The following is a 17721-nucleotide window of genomic DNA, read 5'->3' as shown; positions in this document are numbered from 1 at the left end:
GAGGAGTGACGCCCCGACAGCGGTGCACGCCCTAGGATCGCGGGTGTGCGCCACGACCCTCCCGGACCGGCCCTGGCCGCGTCGGCCGCCCTGCTGGACCGGTCCCTCACGCAGATCGCCGACGCCGCCCGCGACACGCGTGCGTTCGACCGGGGGACCGTCAGGGTCGCGGCCGACGTGTGGGACAACAACACCTTCCCCCTGTTCCGGGCGGCGACGGGCCGGTCAGGGAACGAGCGGGAACGGCGCGCCCGGGCGGCACTGGAGTGGATGGCGCAGCTGGGTCCCGAGCGTCGTGCCTGGATGGTGGAGCAGGGCGCTGCCGCCGGACACCGGATTGACGCGCTGCTCGGCCCCGAACACCCGCCGGACTCCGGCCGCCGGGTCGGCGCGCCGTTCCCGCTCCGCCGGTCCAAGAGACACATCAACGCTCCGCCGTCGCGGGGGAACCTGGCGGGTTCCACCCGGGGAGCGGCGGTCTTCGTGGCCCGGGCCATGATCCGGATGCGCTCGTCCCGCCATCCCCGGGAGGCCGCGGGGTTTCCCCTGGAGGCGTGCTGCCGTGCCCTCGACGGGGCGGGACAGGACATCCTGTCGGCGGGCGCACTCCCGCGACGGCTGAGGGAGGCCGCCTTCCGCTCCCTGGTGGCCGAGTGGCTGCGGCGCGGCGGGGCGGACCTGGAACCCCACTGGAAACAGCTCCTCCAAGGTGTTCCGGACGCCGGGGAGCTGGTCCGCGGGGTGCGCGGAGAGCCGTGAGGGGACGCCGTGGCGGCCGTCCGCGGCCGCGACGCGTTCAGGGGCTCCCGTTCGGCCCGTCCCCGTTCTCCGCCAGGAAGGCGTCGGTCTCCTCCCCGGTGGGGCAGGTGGCCGGGCCGCGACGGGTCACGGACAGGGCGGAGGCCGCGTTGGCCCGGCGGGCGGCCGCCACCGGTGCCAGGCCGGCGGCCAGCGCGGCGGTGAACACGCCCACGTGCGCGTCGCCCGCTCCGTTGGTGTCGACGGCGCGGACGGGGAAACCGGGGACCCGACGGGGCGGGCCGCCGGCCTCGGCCACCACGCAGCCGTGCGCGGAGTCGCGCACGACCACCACGCCGCCGGGGCGCACCCGGTCGGCGAGGAGCGCGGCGGCCTTCTCGGGGCCGGCGCCCTCGGTCATGGTCGCGGCCTCGGCGGCGCTGAGGCTGAGCAGGTCGACCCGGTCCAGGGCCAGGTCCAGGGACCGCTCGGGCAGGTCGCCCACGACCGGCGCGGGGTCGAGGACCAGCCGCACCCCGTCCGGCAGGCCGCCGACCCAGGTGAGGAGTTCGTCGGCGCGCGGTCCGGGGAGCAGGGAGTACCCCACGGTGTAGACGAAGTCGCCCGGCCCGGGCCGCAGCGTGCGCAACTCGGTCAGGGACAGGTCGGTCTCGGCGCCCAGCCGCGTGACGAAGGTCCGTTCGGCGTCGCCGTCGACCAGGGCCACGCAGAAGCCGGTGTCCGCGTCCGGACGCGGGGGGTGCGCCGCCTCCACCCCCTCCGAACGCAGCGCGGCACGGGCCACGTCCCCGTTCGGTCCGCTTCCGTGCGCTCCCGCGTAGACCACCTCCATCCCCGCGCGCGCCGCGGCGGCGATGACGTTGAAGCCGCCTCCGGCCAGGGTGCGCGCGGAGGACGCCAGGACGCCCTCCCCAGCCAGGGGAAGGGCGTCGACCGTCATCACGACGTCGACGATCACCGGTCCCACGTGCAGAAGGCGTCCGGTCATGGTGGGGTTCCCTCGGCTCCGCATTCCTTCCCTACGGTCGTGGATCGCGTGCTACCGGGTCGGCGGCCTCACACCTGGCGAGCCAGCTGAGGTACCAGTCCGCGAAACCGACCCTCGCGCCCGGCGTGCCCAGGGGACGGAACCCGTCGTCCGAGAAGCCGTCGACCCACATACTGCCACGTTCGGGACCCGTCACGACGAGCCAGTGGCAGTGGCCGCAGCCCGCGTGGTTCAGGCACAGCGCACCGGAGGCGAACCAGTCGAAGAGGTCGTCGTCGGCGTCCCGCCACAGGCGGTACGCGGTGTCGAAGGCCTCCTGGGTCCCGAAACCGGACCGCGCCGGTTCCCGGCCCTCGTGCGCGGCCAGGTGCCGCGACCGTTCCTCCGCCGTCGGGAAGGCGACCCTCAGGGAGTCGTGCCGCATGTCGCCACCCGGGTCGGTCCACTCCCATCCCGTGTCCGTCCGGTGCAGGGTGCTGAGACCGTACTGCGGCCCCGCGCCGCCGGCGCCGACCTCGAGGAGGAAGCCGCGGTAGTCGGCGGGCAGCGAGACGCCCCACCGCGCCTCCGCCGCGGCGACCTCCGACTCCGCCAGCGGTGCGGTGAGCCGGAATCGGTGCCCGGCTGTCCCGTGCCGGCCCCAGGCCCCGAGGACGTCGCGCGGCCGGTCCGCGCGGGCCAGGGCCTCGACCCGCTCCCGGACACCGTTCCAGATCGTCGTTCCCATGGGCCGAAGCGTAGACCGGCGGGGGAACCGTCCGGCCGTCGGCGTGCGGTCACAAGCTCTCGCGCCGCTGCCGCAGTCCGTCGAGGATCAGGTCGAGTCCGATGTCGAACTCCTCGGAGTAGGCGTAGCCGGGTTTCAGGGCGCGGTCGACGATCATCTCGCTGAGGTGGGGGAACTCGTCGCGGGGGAGCTGCTCCAGCATCGAGCCCGCCACGTCCTCGAGGCCGCCGGACGAGGCGAAGGGCAGGCTGAGCTCCTGGAGCGTGAACCCGTAGACGTAGCTGTCCAGCAGCGAGAGGGCGTGCGCCGCACCGGCGACGGAGAAACCGCCCGCCCGCAGGCAGCCGATGACCGCGTCGTGGTGGCGCAGGGTCGCGTGGCCGGGGTTGGTCCGTGAGTCCATCAGGTTGATCGCCCACGGGTGGCGGGTCAGCGCGCCGCGCATCGAGGAGGCGCGCCGCAGCATCGCGGTCCGCCACTCGACGCCCTCCGGCGGGAGTTCGATCTCGGCGAAGACGAGGTCGACCATGCCGTCGAGGATCGCCTCCTTGTTGCGGAAGTGGTGGTACAGCGACATGGCCTCGACGCCGAGCCGTTTGGCGAGGCCACGCATGCTCGGCGCGCCGGTGCCGGACTCGTCCGCCAGCGCGACCGCCGTGCGGATCACCGCCTCCCTGCTGAGCGGGTCGCGGCGGGGTGTGTCGGCGGGCTCGGTCGTCACGGGGTTCTCCTGTCCGGTCTACGTCGGCTCTTGACAACCTTACACTGCAAGGCTATACCTTACGGCGTAAGTCGAATTGTGGAGCGAGGAGAGGGCCGTGGAAGCGATCAGTCGGGACGGAACCGGGAAACCGGGCGAGGGGAAGAGGATGTGCGTCGTCGGCGCCTCCGGGAAGCTCGGGCGCCACATGGTGCGGCAGGCGTTGGACCTCGGGTACGAGGTCGTGGGGGTCTGCCGTGAGCAGAGCGTGGGCAAGCTCGCCGAGTTCGAGGGGCGGATCACGGTGATCCCCGGGATGACCGACGACCGCGCGGTCGTCGCACGGGCGGTCAACGGGTGCGACGCCGTGCTCACGGTGCTGGTGCCGTGGGGGGTGAACCACTACGCCTCCGGAACCGCCCAGGCCGTGCTCGACCACGCGCGCCCGGACGCCCGGCTGGTCTTCTCCTGCGGCTGGCACATCACCCGTGACGGCAAGGACGTCTACGGCCGCGGGTTCAAGGTGTACGCGGCCGTGTTCGGGAAGCTGGCCAAACTCGCGCGCGTCGTCGACGTGGACGACCAGGTGGAGGCGTGCAGGCGGATCTTCGCCAGTGACACGCGGTGGACGGTCGTGCGCGGCAGCGACCTGGAGGAGGGCGAGAGCCAGGGCCTGCCGGTGTGGAGCCGGCACGTGGGCGACCCCGTCCTCGCGAGCAACATGACCCGTCGCGTGGACTACGCCCGCTTCATGATCGAGGCGGTGGACGACGACGACCTCGTGCACGAGGCCCCGGCCATCGTCGGCCGACTGACCCCGTCGGCCCTCGCCCACGCCGGCGGTGCGGCGTGAGCGCCCGGGGGCCGGTCGGCCGACTCCGCGCACCGGCGGAGGACCACCCCGGGCCCGGACCGAGGGCGCTCGCGCGGATCGCGGGCCTGCTGTACCTGCTCGTCGCCGCGTTCACCATCTTCGCCGGAGTGGTGAACACGCGGATCGTCGCGTCGGGGGACGCCGGGGCCACCGCGGACAACATCGACGCCTCGGCCACCCTGTTCCGCGTCGGCCTCGTCAGCGAACTGGTGGGGGCCACGGCCTTCCTGATGACGGCCATGACCCTGTACCTGCTGCTCAGGCACGTCAACCAGCTGGTCGCCGCCGCGATGGTCACCGTCGTCGCGGTCAGCGTCGCGATGCAGAGCCTGAACCTGCTCAACCAGAACACGGCGTTGACGGTCGCCACCGACCAGGACTACGCCGACGCCCTCGGCCCGGCGGCCGCCGACCAGCTCGCCCTGCTGTTCGCCGGCATGCAGCACGACGGGTACCTCATCGCCCAGACATACTTCGGACTCTGGCTGCTGCCACTGGGCTACCTGGTCCTCAGGTCGGGCTACTTCCCCAAGGCGCTCGGCGTCCTGTTGGTGGTCGGATGCTGCGGCCACCTCACGGACGTGTTCGCGCGCCTCCTCGCCCCCGAGTTCGGCGCGAGCATCTCGGCGTTCGCCATGACCCCCGCGGCGGTCGCGGAGATCTCGTTCATCCTGTGGCTGTTGATCAGGGCCGTGCCGCACCCCGACACACGGCCGCTCGCCGCGGCCCGTTCCGGTACCTGAACGTCGCGGGGCGCTCCCTTCCGGGGCATCTCCCCCGGGAGTGGGGGCGCCCTTCGTTCCGCCCCGCGCGACCGCCGCGGCCGCGCTTCCGGACGCCCCGGAGGACAGTGTGACAAGCGCCCTTGGGTACAACATCATGGTGACTCCGTGCCGCGCGCTCGGCGGTCCGCGGCGCATGGTCCCCCCGACCTGAGGAGGAGCGCTGGAAGAGCCCATCACCGATGGGCGCAGGCTCAAGGGCCTGCGCCGTCGGCACGCGATCATCGAAGCGACCCTGCGCGTGATCGAGCGTGACGGGGTGGCGGGCGTCAGCCATCGGATCGTCTCCCAGGAGGCCGGGCTGCCGACTTCGGCCACGACGTACTACTTCGCGAGCCTGAGCGATCTGCTCACCGCCGCTCTGACCAGCGTCATGGAAGAGGACTCCGAACGGATGCGACGGCTGTCCGGGGGCGGTGACCGCCGACGTGACCTCGCCGTCCTCCTGTCCGAGGTGGTCGAGGAACCCGGGCGGCTGCTCGCCGAGTACGAGCTGTTCCTCCTCGCGGCCCGGCGCCCGCACCTGCGCGACGCGACGGACGGGTGGTTGCGTGCGGTCCGGGCGTTCGCCCACAGCTACACCGACGACCCGGTCCGGGCGCGCGTCGTGGCCGGTGTGATCGACGGCCTGCTCCTGCACTCGCTGCTCACCGAGGAGAAGACGAGCGCCGACGAGTTCGAGGCCGTTCTCATGGACCTCCTCCCCGAACCCGGATAGCCGGGCCCGGGGCCCGCTGCGCGTTCGAGTAGTCGTCCGCCGTCGTTCTGGTTCCGGTCGGTGCCGTCGGGCTACGTTCCACGAACGTGGGTGATGCGCCGGCACACCGCCCCGGTCGACCCGGCGCGGTCGGGACTCCCACGTTTTCCGGGACGACCTTGGGGAGTGCGCATGCTGACCAAAGACGCGTTTCGAGATCTGATGGCCGGTGTGTGCGCTCCCGTCACGGTCGTGACGGCGATGGACGACGGCACGCCCCACGGCGCCACCGTCAGTTCCTTCGGCTCGCTCTCCCTCCGGCCGCCGATGGTGACCGTCGCGCTGGACCGGCGGTCGCGGTTGCTCGAACGGATCCTGCGGACCCACCGGTTCGGGGTCAACGTCCTCGGGGCCGGGGACGGCGACATCGCGCGGACCTTCTCCGGCGCCCGGGAGGACAGGTTCGGCCACACCCCCTGGCGCGTCGACCGCGGGCTCCCGCGTCTCGTCGGCACCGCGGGGTGGGCCGTGTGCGCACTCGACCGGGCGGTGCCCGGGGGCGACCACGTCCTGCTGATGGGGCTGGTCGTCCACGCCGACAGCACCACGGCCGCGCCGCTGGTGTACGGAAACCGGACGTTTGGCACCCACTCCGAGCACGCCCGCATGCCGCGCGCCGTCACCGACTACATCCTGGCCTTCACCCACCACTGAGGTGTCCGCCATCGATTGGAGCATCCATGGACGCTGTACCCCCCGCCGCGGACGAACTCGAGGAGCGGGCCCGCCGGGTCCTCCCGATCCTCGAAAGGGAGGCGGCACAGAGCGAGCGGGAACGACGCCTGACGGACGACGCGGTCAAGGCACTCACCGAGGAGGGCATGTTCAGACTCCTCCTTCCGCACCGCTACGGCGGTTACGAGACCCCCCTGCGCACCTTCCTCGACGTCGCCTCCACACTCGCCGAGGGCGACGGCGCGAGCGCGTGGCTGGCGACCATCTGCAACTCCTGCACCTGGATGGCGAGCCTGTTCCCGGAACGCGCGCGCGAGGAGGTCTTCGGCACCGGCACCGCCCCGATCGTCTCCGGGGTCGTGGCGCCGACCGCCCGGACACGGCGGGTCGACGGCGGGTTCTCGGTGACCGGCCGCTGGAACTACAACTCCGGGTCCTGGCACGCGGACTGGGCGGTCGTGGGCATCCCGATCACCGACGCGGCCGGCGAGGTGGTCGATCAGGGCATGGCACTGGTGCCCGCGTCCGACTACACCGTCGAGGACACGTGGTTCACCGCGGGCATGCGCGCGACCGGCAGCAACACCCTGGTGACGGAGGAGGTCTTCGTACCCGACCATCGCGTCCTGCGGGTCCCGCCGCTGTTCGACGGAACCCACCCCGTCGACGAGGGGCGGACGCCGGTGTACCGGTCCTCCTTCGGCCCCTTCGTCTCCACCGTGGTCGTCGCGCCGCTGCTCGGTCTCGGCAGGACGGCGCTCGCGTCGGTCACCCGGCAGGCCGCGGACAAGGCGATCGCCTTCACCTTCTTCGACCGGCAGGCCGACTCGGTGTCCTTCCAGGTCGCCGTCGCCGAGGCCGCCCTGCGGATCGACACCGCCCACCTGCACGCCTACCGCGCGGCCGACGCCATCGACCGGGCCGCCGCCCAGAACAGGCTTCCCGACCACCTCACCCGGGCACGCGTCCGCGCGGATCTCGGGTACGCCGTGGAGAACACCACCTCGGCGATCAACACCCTGATGTACGTCCACGGCTCAGGCGGGTTCGCCGAGGCCAACCCCCTCCAGCGTGTCTGGCGCGACGCCAACGTGGCCGCGCGGCACGCCGTGGTGCAGCCGTCCATCGGCAAGGAGATCTACGGAAAGGCGCTGCTGGGCGTCGACGAGAAGGTCTCACCGATGGTGTGACCGCCCCAGGAAACCGCGAGACGGATCGAGGATGCGATGTCCATCAGCAAGTTCACCGCCGACGACGCGGCATGGGTCCGGTTCGGCGACTCCGGCGTCTACATCGGCAACGTGCTGCACGAGAAGAACTCCACGTCGATGGGCGCAGGCTTCGCCTGCTTCGAAGCCGGGGCCCTCATGACGTGGACTCCCAGCTACGACGAGGTGATCGTCGTCCGCTCCGGACGGTTCACGGTCGACTCCGAGGACGGTTCCGTCACCGCCGGTCCGGGTGAGGTCGTCTGGGTGAGGGCGAGTGCCCCGGTGACGTTCCGGGCGGGTGCGCAGAAGACCTGGATCGCCTTCGCGACCCATCCGATCTGGGACGCGACCCCCGAGGCCAAGTCGCAGGCGTCGGCTCTGCACCCGGTCGACGGGCCGCCCGCGGACTGACGGACGGCACCGTCCGGGCCGCGGCCCGGACGGTGCCTCAACGGTTCAGACCGGGCAGGACACCGGACCCGGGTGAGCCGTCCGGCTCAGGGGCCCCGTCCGCCCGGCCCAACCAGGCACGGGCCTCCACCATCCCGCGGTGGTAGGAGCGTTCCGTGGCGACCCGGAGCGCGCGCTCGTGGAAGGAGCGCGCCCGGGACCGCTCCCCGGCCACCGCGGTGAGCCGGCCCAGCCGCAGCAGCGTCTCGACCACGTCGGCCCACAGACCGAGCTCCTCCGCGGCCCGCAGGTCCTCCTCCAACACATCCGTGACACCGAGGTGGTCGGGGCCCGCCTCGGCGGCCCGGGCCAGCGTGATGTTCGCCCGCAGCCGTCCCCACCGGTCGGCGAGGTCCAGGAAGATCGCGGCGCTGAGCTCGGCGTCCCCGCGCGCGCCGGGCACGTCGCCGGTGTCGAGACGGTGCCCGGCGCGCTCGGCGAGGGCCGCCGCCTCCAGCCAGCGGTCTCCCCTCGCCCTGGCGTCCGCCAAGGCCTCCCCGACCAGGCCACGACCCGTCTCGCGGTCACCGCCGCGGTAGACGCACGCCCCGGTGAACCACGACAGCCGGCCGGCGACCTCCGGTTCGGCGCCCACCGGGTGGCACACGCGGCCCTCGAAGGCCGCCAGCCAGGCCTCGGCGACACTCCGGGCGGACGCCGAACCGCCCGGCACGCGCAGAGCGGACTCGAAGGAGCGCCGTGCCTCGCTCACCCGGTTGCGCAGCCGCCAGTACCACGCCAGCGCGCCGACCAGCCGCAGCGCCGAGTCGGCGTCCTGCCCGCGCACGGCCAGCTCCAGCGCGTGGCGCAGGTTGACGGTCTCCGTGTCCAGCGACACGAGGGCCTCGTGTTGCCGGGCGCCCCTCAGGAGCGGGTCCGCGCACTCGGCCTCCCCGACGTGGAAGGCGATGAACCTGCGGTGTGACTCCGCCAGCTCGTCCGACCCCTCCAGGCGCTCGACGCAGTACGCCGCGACCGACTCCAGCAACCGGTACCGGTTTCCCTGGCGCGCCACGAGCGACCGGTCGACCAGCCGGGACAGGGCTTCGACCACGCCGGGAGCGGCCGAGGCGCCGTCACCGCAGACGGCCCGTGCCCCCGCCAGGGTGCACCCGTCCCGATTCACCGCCAGGCGCCGCAGGACCGTGCGCTCGTCCTCGGTGAGCAGCTCCCAGCTCCAGTCGATCATCGAGCGCAGCGTCTGCTGCCGGGTGGGGCGGCCCCGCCCCGGCCCGGTGGGCAGCGCGAAGCGGTCGTCCAGCCCGGCGGCGATCTCCTCGGGCGTGAGCGCGCGCACCCTGGCCGCCACGAGCTCGATGGCCAGGGGGATGCCGTCCAGACGGCGGCAGATCGCGGCGACGGCCGCGGCGTTCGGCCCGGTCAACACGAACCCCGGTGAGGCGGCCCGAGCCCGTTCGACGAAGAGCCGCATCGCGCTGGAGGAGCCGACGGCCTCCTCCGGGTCCTCCACCGACTCCGGAAGCGTCAGCGGGGCCAGCGGGAAGACGGTCTCCCCGGGGATGCCGAGCGCCTCCTGGGTGGTCACCATGACACGCACGACGTCAGCGGTCAGCAGCGCCCCGACCAGGTCGGCGACCTGGTCCACCACGTGCTCGCAGTTGTCCAGGACGACGAGCGCCCGTTGCCCGTGCAGGGCCCCGCGAAGCCAGTCCACCAGGTCGAAGCCCTCGGCGTCGGCCGCCCCCTCGCACAGCCCCAGCGTCGTGATGACGCGTTCGGCGAGGTCGGCGGCTGACGCACGACGGTCCATACCGGCCAGTTCGACGATCCACGCGCCGTCGGGGAAGTCCTCGGCCAGCGCCCGGGCGGCGGCGATCGCCAGGCGCGTCTTGCCGACCCCGCCCGGTCCGGTCAACGTCATCAGGCGTGCGCCGCGCGGCGCCGACAACGCCTCGCACACGCGGAGGGTCTCGCTCTCCCGGCCGATGAGCGCTGTGGGCGGGTCGGGCAGGTTGCTCCGCCCACGGTCCGCGACAGGGGTGACGGGGACCGGTTCCGGCTCCTGGCGCAGAACCGAGGTGTGGAGGGCCCTGACCGCCGGCCCGGGGTCGACCCCGAGCTCCTCACGGAGTCTGCCACGCAGGTCATGGAAGGTCGTCAGGGCCTCGCCCCGCCTCCCGGACTGGGACAGGGCGAGCATGTAGACACCGCGCAGCCGCTCCCGGAGGGGGTGCCGCCCGACCAGATCGCCCAGCTCGGCGATCATCCCGGCGCCGTCACCGGTCTCGATCCGCGCCTCGGCCAACCGCTCCACCGCCCCGACGCGCAGTTCCTCCAGGCGGGCGACCTCGGGCCGGACGAAGGCCGCGTCGGCGGTGTCGGCGAAGGCCGGGCCCCGCCACAGCTCCAGCGCACTGGTGAGCAGGCGTGCCCGGGCGCCGGAGTCCTCGCTCCGGTCCGCCTCCTCGACGAGGTCCTGGAACCGCGCGGCGTCGAACTCGCCCGCCTCGACCAGGAGGCGGTAACCGGCGGGGGAGCGCACCACGCGATCCGCGCCGAGGACCTTCCTCAACTGGGAGATCTTCGTCTGCAGCGTCTTGAGGGGGCGGCTGGGAGGGCGACCCTCCCACAGGTCCTCGATGAGCTGGTCGGCGGACACCGGACGGCCCCCGTGCACCAGCAGGTCGGCCAGAACCGCCCTGACCTTCGGTTCGGTGACCGCGACCCGCGCGCCACTGGAGTTCCACACGGCCAGCGGGCCGAGCACTCCAAATCGCATGGGGCACAGCATACAAGTCGCGGTCCGGGCTCCCGTGCGCGCTTCGTGCGCGCGCCGTGCGTGTCCCGTGCGCGCCACTGCCGACGCTGGAGGCGCACCGACGACGAAAGGAGCTCCCAGATGACCCGCCCGAGCAGCGGCAGGGCAGGCCCGGTGGCGTGGGCGGGCCTGGCCGTCCTCGCCCTTCCGACCGTCCTGCTGGGCCTGGACCTCACCCTCCTGCACCTGGCGCTGCCCTCGCTCGCCGTGGACCTTCGGCCCAGCGGCACCCAGGAACTGTGGATCGTGGACTCCTACGGGTTCCTGATCGCCGGATTCCTCATCACCATGGGAACGCTCGGCGACCGGATCGGGCGCCGCCGACTGCTGATGATCGGCGGTGTCGGGTTCGTGGCCGCCTCGGTCGCGGCCGCCTACGCGCCCACACCCGAGGTGCTCATCGCCGCCCGCGCGGCGCTGGGCGTCGCGGGCGCCACACTCATGCCGTCCACGCTGGCGCTGATCAGCAACATGTTCCACGACGCGCGCCAGCGCGCGCTCGCGATCGGCATGTGGGCCATGTTCTTCGCGGGCGGCATGGCCGCGGGACCCCTGGTCGGAGGCGTGCTGCTGCAGCACTTCTGGTGGGGGGCCGCGTTCCTGCTCGCCGTTCCGATGATCGGCCTGATGCTCGTCCTGGCGCCGATCCTGCTACCCGAGTACCGCGCTCCGCGAAGCGGCCGGTTCGACCTGTTCAGCGTGGTCCTGTCACTGGCCGCGATCCTGCCGGCCGTCTACGCGGTCAAGGAGTTCGCCAAGGCGGGTCCCGGCGTCGGCGTGCTGGTCACGGTGCTCGCCGGGGCGGCCTTCTCCGTCGCCTTCGTGTGGCGCCAGCTCGTCCTGCCGAGCCCGCTGCTCGACATGACCCTGTTCCGCAGCCGCGCTTTCAGCTTCGCCCTCATGATGATGCTCGTCGGCCTGGTCGGCGTCGGCGGGACCATGCTGCTGACCACGCAGTACCTGCAACTGGTCGAAGGGCTCTCACCCCTGGTGGCGGGCCTGCTGTACGGCCCGCCCGCGCTGATGATGATGCTGTCGTCGATCGTGGCGCCGATCCTGACCCGTCGGATCCGCCCGGGGTACGTGATGGCGGGAGTGCTGACACTGTCCTCCGTGGGCTATGTCCTGTTGGGGATCGTCGGACCGTCCGGTGGGGTGGTCCTGGTCGTGTCGGCCTTCTCCCTGGTCTACCTGGGGCTCGGCGCGCTGGCGGCACTGGGGACCGAGCTGGTGGTCGGCTCCGCGCCGCCGGAGAAGGCCGGATCGGCCTCGGCCATGTCGGAGACCGTCCAGGAGTTCGGTCTGGCCGCGGGGATCGCGCTCGTGGGAAGCCTGGCCGCCGCCGTCTACGGAGACAGGATGAGCCCCGCCGTCCTGGCCGACCTGCCGGAGGAGACGGCCGCGGTCGTCCGGAACAGCCTGTCCGGGGCCACCTCGGTCGCCGGGGAACTTCCCGCGTCCGTCATGGAACGGGCGCAGGAGGCGTTCATCGCGGGCTTGAACACCGCGGGGTGGACGGGGGCCGTCGTCATCCTCGCCCTCGCCGTGACGACCGCGGTCATGCTGCGCCACGTCGGAGCCGACACCGGCGCCGGCGAGGATCCGGACCCCGGCCCGGACCCCGGGGACCGCGCCGCCGCCGGCTCCACGCGGTGAGCGCGGGTGTCCGCCGCGCCGATCCGACCGTCCGAGGGCCGGGTGGCCGCGGGTGCCGATGACGACGGGAGACGCTGCGGGATGACGGGAGGCACTGTGGATCGAACGGATGAGCGGTACTCGCGGGGCATCAGGCGACGCGTCGCCCTTCTCACGGCCGCCCTGCGGGTCGCGGAGCGGTCGGGGATCGCCGAGGTCGGCCTGCGCTCGGTCGCGCGGGAGTGCGATGTCGGGCCGTCCCTGGTGAGCTACCACTTCCCCGACCGCACGGCCTTGTTGCGGGCGCTGGCACGTTACACGGCGGCCCAGTTCGAGGCACGGGCGAGCACCGCGACGGGAGGGTCGGCGGACCGGGCGGAACTGTTGGCCGCGGTGGTCGCGGACGCCTCGTCCCTGAACCGGGGCCGCGCCCTGGTGGAGTACGAGCTGGCACTGCTGGGGACGAGGGAGGACGGAGTGGTCGAGCGGGACCTCGGCTGGCCGCGCCTGCTCGCCGAGACCGTGCGGCACGCGGTGGGGGAGCCCGTGGCCGCGATGCGTGCCGTCGACGAGATCGAGGGGCTCCGGTTCCGTGCGGTCACCGGGCCCCGGCGGCTGCGGGCGCGTGACGTCCAGGCGCGCATCGAGCAGATCCTGGTCCCCCGTCGGACACCGTGAGACGGGGCGACGGGCCGGGCCGCCCCTCAACGTGCGCGGCTCGGCCCGCCGACCGGCTCCGGCCGGGACCTCCCGGCCGGGAGGACGGCGCCGCGTGCCCCTCTGCCCCCGGGGCACGCGGCGTCCCTCACCCCCGTGCGACGCGTGCCGGGTCCGGCTTCCGACGCCGCGTGCGCGGCGACCGCTCGATCTGCGCGGCCAGGCCCAGCAACGTGTCCTCCGCGCCCGGCCGCCCCACGAGCTGCATGCCCACGGGGACGCCGTTTCCGTCGACCCCGCAGGGGAGGGTGAGGGCGGGTTGGCCGGTCATGTTGAAGGGATAGCCGAACGCGAAGTCGTCCGCGTAGAAGGACCACCGCTCGGCGAAGGACCGCCCCTGGGGGCCCTCACCGATCCGGAGCGGGGGACGGGTCGCGGTGGGGGTGATCAGGACGTCGTACTCCTCCCAGAACCCCAGGACGCGGGCGGCGCCGGCGCGGCAGGCGTTGACGGCGGCGACGTAGTCCGCGGCCGTCATGCGTTCGCCCTGGCGCGCGATCTCCAGGGACGGGGCCTCGACGGAGTCCAGGCGGTCGGGCCCCACCGCCCGGACCAGCGCTCCGACGTTGCCCGCCATGACGGCCAGCAGCGGGTCCCGCATCCCTCCGAGGTCGGGCGCGGCCTCGACGAGGGCGTGCGGCAGGTCGTCGAAGACGTCCAGGGCCGAGCGGACGGCGTCGGCGATGTCGTCGTGGACGCGCCCGTGCGGGGGCGTCAGCGTCCAGGCGACGCGGAGCCGTTCGCGTTGCGTGTCGCACGCCCCGAGGAAGTGTCCCGGGGGCGTCGCCGGGAGGCCGTAGGGGTCACCGGTCATCGGGCCGGACACGACGTCGAGCAGGCGTGCGGTGTCACGCACGGTGCGCGCCATGGGGCTGCTGATCGCCAACCCCGCCCAGTGCTCGTAGGCGCTGGGGCCCCAGGGGACGCGGCCGCGCGTGGGCTTGAGGCCGACGACGCCGCACGCGGCCGCGGGCAGGCGCCCGGACCCCGCCCCGTCACCGGCCAGCGCCAGGGGGGCGAGGCCGGCGGCGACGGCGACCGCCGCCCCGCCGCTGGACCCGGCCGGGCCGAACTCCGGGTTCCAGGGGTTGCGCGTGGTCCCGTGGAGCGCGTTGTCCGTGCTGGCGCGTAGGCCGAACTCGGGCATCACCGTACTCCCGAGGATGACGGCTCCGGCGCGCTTCAACCGGGCCGCGACCTCGCTGTCGAAATCGGGGGTGTGGCCGGTGAAGGCGCGGGACCCGTTGGTGAAGGGCAACCCGTCGACCTCATGGACGTCCTTGACGAACACGGGGACCCCGGCGAGGGGGCCGTCGCGCAGTTCGGCGTCGGTGTCCACCCGGCGCGCGTCCTCCAGCGCGGCCTTCTCGCGCAGGTGCGCGACCGCGTTGAGGCTCGGTTGGAGGGCGTGCACCCGTTCCAGGTGCTCGCGGAGGACGGTCTCGGCGTTTCCTCCGGCGGCCCTGCGACGGATCTCGTCGGCCGTGTCGATGCTCATCCTTGGCTTCCTCCTCGGCGTTCGGGGTTCGTTCGTTCGCGCTCGCCCGCCGCTCGGCGGGCGAGCGCGACGAGGCCGTCCAGCGACGCGTCGGCCAGGCGTGCCGCCCGGTCGTGCGTGACCAGACCGTCGACGTAGGTGAGGTTCCAGTTGAGGCGACCGTGAGCGGTCGTGGCGGCGGCGACCAGCACACCCGTGACGGAGATGCCCGCGGCGAAGTCGGCGTCGAGGACGCGTAGGGAACCGATCCGTTCGGGCAGTCGTACGGCGCCGATGTTGGTGAGGCAGAGGTTGATCGGCCCCTCGCGGTCCATGTAGTGGAGGAGTTCCAGACTCCCTCCGACGTCGGGGCCGACGCGGGCCGCGAGGTCGTTGATCATGGAGAAGTGCTCGCCGCGCGCCCGCCTTCGCGCCAGGTCGGCGTTGACGGCCCGGGCGGTGTCCCACAGGTCGGCGTCGCCGTCGACGATCGTGGGCAGCGTGGCGACGAAGCTGCCCGCGTCGTCCGGGCCGACCGGCGGGTCGAGCTCGGCGCGGAAGCTGACCGGCGACCCGATGGCGAAGCGTGCCCCCGAAGACGCGCCCGCGTCCTGGCGCACGGCCCTCACCAGGCCCGCGGCGAGGGCGCCGTGCACGGTGACACCGCGTTCCCGGCAGACCTGGACGAGGGCCCGGGTGGTCGCCGTGTCCAGCCTGCGATGCACCAGCCGGGTCCGGCGCCGGTCGAAGGGGACCCGAGCCTGACGCGGGACCCTCGCCGGGGACGACCGGGCCGCCTCGTCGGCGTCCCGGCGCCGCTTCTCGGCGGCGGCCGCCGCGCCCCGCTCGGAGCGGTACTCGGCCGGGAAGAGGTCCTCGGTGGCCGGGAGGCGGGGCGCGCCGCCCGGTCCGCGCCCCCGCGCCGAGTCGGACGCGCCCGAGACCTCCGCCACGTGCTCGGCCCACTGCCGGACGAGGGACATCGCCGTCGTCCCGTCGGCGATGGCGTGGTGCAGGACGAGGACGAGCTCGTGGACGCCCCGGCCTCGGCCCTCGGAGGCGCTCACGACCTCCGCGCGCACGAGCGGGCCGGTGTGTCGGTCCACGCTCTTCGCCAGGTGTCGGCGGTCGGCGTCCTCGGCCCATCGCGCGCTCGACTCCAGACGGGCCCCGGGCTCCCACCTCCACACGAGTGGGATCGGGCCGGCCGTGTCGACGAACACCGGCCCTCCGGCGGGCGTCTCGGCGATGGCGGTCCGCAGGGCGGGATGGCGCCGCTGCAGCAGGTCCAGGCCCGCCCGGGCGGTCCGCCGGTCGAAGCGCCCTTCGACGGTCATCCTGCCGAGCACGTTGAGCGGTGAGATCTGATCGGCGATCCAGTACCAGCGTTCCAGGGGGCTGAGGGGGCGTGGCAAGGCTGCTCCAGGTTCGGTCGGGGCCGTTCGACGCGGGTGCGTCGGCGTGGGCGTCAGGGGGCTCCGTCGGTGCTGGGGAGGGGCGCGGTGTCCTTGAGGGCCGTGCTCACCAGCCGGACGCGCGAGTTCACCTCGTATTTCCTGAACAGTTTTTTCAGGTGGTAGTTGACCGTGTGCTGGGAGATCTTCAGCCGATGCGCGATCTGCCGGTTCGTGAAACCCTCCGAGGTCAACTGGATCAATCGCTTCTCCTGCGCGGTGAGAATGAATCCGGTTCCCACCTCGGCGCGCGGGCGGGGCAGGTGTCTCGCGGGGGCGGCCGGGTGGATGAATGTCGGAAAACGGCGCGGTATGCATGACCAGAACACTTCGTGGACCATCGGGCTCTGGAAACGGACCCGGTCTCCCACCGTCAGGAATCCGAGTTCGACGGCGACGCGCGCCATCTCCTCCGCCTCGTGCTCGGCGGCCCCCATGGCCTTTCCGGTCGGCTCCAGCGAAGCGAACTCCTCACCCATCGACGCGCAGACCGCGAGGTACTTCTCCAGCGGAAAGCGAAGCGAACCGAGAACGCCGTCGATCCATTCGTAGACCCTCGCCGGAAGGCGGTCGACGCGGATCTCGGCCACCCCCTTCCTCCTGACGAGCGCCTGTTCCTCGCACAGGCCGGCCAGCGACTCGCGGACCAGGGCGGGATGGCCGTTGGCCCTCATCAGGAACGCGGTCAGGGGCGCTCCCGGCGGAACCCGCAGGACGTCCTCCGCCATCGCGACGACGGCCGAGCGCGTCAGGGGGCCCAGGCGCACCCGGTGCAGCCGTTCCCCGGGGTGGACACGGGTGACGGCGGCGCAGTCGGGGCCGACGCGCAGCCACACCCGCCCGGAGGCCGGGCAGTTCCCCGCGGTCTCCCGCGTCCGGTGCGCCGCTCCGCCCGCAGAGCCCGGGCGGGCGCGCGTCCACGGCCCTCCGGCCAGGCACGACGAGCATCCGGCCGGCAGCAGGGGGGAGCGGCGTCGTGATCCCGGGCAGCGCACCGGCCCCTGGACGCGGAGCCCGAGTTCGCGCGCGGCCTTCAGGCACTCGGCCGCGAAGGCCGCCCGTCCCGCTCCCACGGGGCCCTCGACGGCGATGCGCACGGCCAGTCCGGAGGCACGCACCTGCCGGAGGACGCGGCGTACGTCGTCCAGTTCCCTCTCCCGGCCCCGGACCACCCGGCACCCCTGGCCGGCGGGCGACGCGGGCGGGACCTCCCCCCTCTCCGCCGGCGCGGTGCCGGGTATCGAATGCGCGGCGGACACCAGCATCGTCAACCTCCTTCTCGAACGCGGCGTACTCGAAGCGCGTTCTGGCCGATGGCACACGGTTCGAGGCAGGTCCACATAAAAACGGCGCGGATCGGCCCTGGGTCTGCGCTTCGTCATCCGATTGCGAAACCTGTACGTTCGTTCCATTTTTTTCTATCGCGTAACACGGGGCAATAGAGCGCAATGTGATGTGGGTAACACCGGACGTCTCGCGTATTTCGCCGACGCGGCCCGAGGGGAAATCCGCTGTTCCGGGGAGTGCGGATTGGCGTCACTCCTGGTCGGCGTTGTTCATGAACATTGCCTGCCTGGTCTCATGTTTGCGCGCATGAAGCCATTCTGAGCTGCGAATCTCGTGTTGTTTCGGCTTCAACTACTTGATTGCGTAGTGGCGGTGTAAGCGCTCGCGCATCTATCGTCCGACGTCGTGGCGCTCATATCGGAAAAGCGTGCGAGTGGCAGCTGCCGGTG

16 protein-coding genes are annotated in these 17721 nt (G+C 72.9%); 9 read left to right on the top strand and 7 right to left on the bottom strand.

All coding sequences use genetic code 11. From position 1 onward, the window contains the following. Positions 1–45 precede the first annotated feature (45 nt). Positions 46–759, top strand: coding sequence for a hypothetical protein (locus tag KIK06_RS15515; RefSeq protein ID WP_268643721.1), 714 nt, complete (start codon positions 46–48; stop codon positions 757–759). A gap of 37 nt (positions 760–796) precedes the next feature. Here KIK06_RS15515 and KIK06_RS15510 read toward each other — a convergent pair whose 3' ends face one another. The 3 genes from KIK06_RS15510 to KIK06_RS15500 are packed head-to-tail and all read right to left on the bottom strand — an operon-like array spanning position 797 to position 3195. Then, complete coding sequence (locus KIK06_RS15510) at positions 797–1747, bottom strand: PfkB family carbohydrate kinase (RefSeq protein ID WP_268643720.1); 951 nt, start codon at positions 1745–1747, stop codon at positions 797–799. Positions 1748–1778: 31 nt separating this feature from the next. Further along, on the bottom strand, positions 1779–2474 hold the full coding sequence (locus KIK06_RS15505; protein WP_268643719.1) for an SMI1/KNR4 family protein: 696 nt from the start codon (positions 2472–2474) through the stop codon (positions 1779–1781). 49 nt (positions 2475–2523) lie between these two features. After that, positions 2524–3195, bottom strand: coding sequence for a TetR/AcrR family transcriptional regulator (locus KIK06_RS15500; RefSeq protein ID WP_268643717.1), 672 nt, complete (start codon positions 3193–3195; stop codon positions 2524–2526). A gap of 97 nt (positions 3196–3292) precedes the next feature. On the opposite strand from KIK06_RS15500, the gene KIK06_RS15495 reads away from it, so the two are divergent. From KIK06_RS15495 to KIK06_RS15470, 6 genes are all read left to right on the top strand, one after another. After that, positions 3293–4027 (top strand): NAD(P)-dependent oxidoreductase, encoded by a 735-nt coding sequence (locus KIK06_RS15495; RefSeq protein ID WP_268643716.1) that lies wholly within the window; start codon positions 3293–3295, stop codon positions 4025–4027. Beyond that, positions 4024–4791, top strand: coding sequence for a DUF4386 domain-containing protein (locus KIK06_RS15490; protein WP_017601777.1), 768 nt, complete (start codon positions 4024–4026; stop codon positions 4789–4791). Before KIK06_RS15495 ends, KIK06_RS15490 begins: the two co-directional genes overlap by 4 nt. A 280-nt stretch (positions 4792–5071) precedes the next feature. Beyond that, positions 5072–5548, top strand: a complete 477-nt coding sequence (locus KIK06_RS15485) for a TetR/AcrR family transcriptional regulator (protein WP_017601778.1) — start codon at positions 5072–5074, stop codon at positions 5546–5548. A gap of 171 nt (positions 5549–5719) precedes the next feature. Next, positions 5720–6241, top strand: a complete 522-nt coding sequence (locus KIK06_RS15480; protein WP_017601779.1) for a flavin reductase family protein — start codon at positions 5720–5722, stop codon at positions 6239–6241. A 26-nt stretch (positions 6242–6267) separates the two neighbouring features. After that, positions 6268–7452, top strand: a complete 1185-nt coding sequence (locus KIK06_RS15475; protein ID WP_017601780.1) for an acyl-CoA dehydrogenase family protein — start codon at positions 6268–6270, stop codon at positions 7450–7452. 36 nt (positions 7453–7488) lie between these two features. Next, positions 7489–7884 carry a hypothetical protein gene (locus tag KIK06_RS15470; protein ID WP_268643713.1) on the top strand — a complete coding sequence of 132 codons (396 nt, stop codon included), beginning with the start codon at positions 7489–7491 and terminating at the stop codon, positions 7882–7884. Between the two features lie 37 nt (positions 7885–7921). Here KIK06_RS15470 and KIK06_RS15465 read toward each other — a convergent pair whose 3' ends face one another. Next, the gene (locus tag KIK06_RS15465; RefSeq protein WP_268643712.1) at positions 7922–10663 is read right to left on the bottom strand and encodes a BTAD domain-containing putative transcriptional regulator; all 2742 of its coding nucleotides are present in this window, start codon (positions 10661–10663) and stop codon (positions 7922–7924) included. Between the two features lie 120 nt (positions 10664–10783). Between KIK06_RS15465 and KIK06_RS15460 the strand changes: the two genes are divergently transcribed. Both KIK06_RS15460 and KIK06_RS15455 read left to right on the top strand, forming a co-directional pair. After that, on the top strand, positions 10784–12358 hold the full coding sequence (locus KIK06_RS15460; protein ID WP_268643711.1) for an MFS transporter: 1575 nt from the start codon (positions 10784–10786) through the stop codon (positions 12356–12358). A 96-nt stretch (positions 12359–12454) separates the two neighbouring features. Further along, positions 12455–13015, top strand: coding sequence for a TetR/AcrR family transcriptional regulator (locus KIK06_RS15455; protein ID WP_017601783.1), 561 nt, complete (start codon positions 12455–12457; stop codon positions 13013–13015). 127 nt (positions 13016–13142) lie between these two features. On the opposite strand, the gene KIK06_RS15450 is transcribed toward KIK06_RS15455, so the two are convergent. The 3 genes from KIK06_RS15450 to KIK06_RS15440 are packed head-to-tail and all read right to left on the bottom strand — an operon-like array spanning position 13143 to position 17250. Beyond that, the gene (locus tag KIK06_RS15450; RefSeq protein WP_083924362.1) at positions 13143–14552 is read right to left on the bottom strand and encodes an amidase; all 1410 of its coding nucleotides are present in this window, start codon (positions 14550–14552) and stop codon (positions 13143–13145) included. Further along, positions 14549–15946 (bottom strand): phthiocerol/phthiodiolone dimycocerosyl transferase family protein, encoded by a 1398-nt coding sequence (locus KIK06_RS15445; RefSeq protein WP_268643710.1) that lies wholly within the window; start codon positions 15944–15946, stop codon positions 14549–14551. Before KIK06_RS15445 ends, KIK06_RS15450 begins: the two co-directional genes overlap by 4 nt. Before the next feature lie 53 nt (positions 15947–15999). Further along, positions 16000–17250 (bottom strand): helix-turn-helix transcriptional regulator, encoded by a 1251-nt coding sequence (locus KIK06_RS15440; protein ID WP_268643709.1) that lies wholly within the window; start codon positions 17248–17250, stop codon positions 16000–16002. Positions 17251–17721: the final 471 nt, after the last annotated feature.

The sequence above is a fragment of the Nocardiopsis sp. EMB25 genome (assembly GCF_026797795.1).
In the GTDB taxonomy this organism is placed as follows: domain Bacteria; phylum Actinomycetota; class Actinomycetes; order Streptosporangiales; family Streptosporangiaceae; genus Nocardiopsis; species Nocardiopsis lucentensis.
The sequence above is the reverse complement of the archived record's forward strand: the minus strand, read 5'-3'. Positions and strand labels throughout refer to the sequence as shown.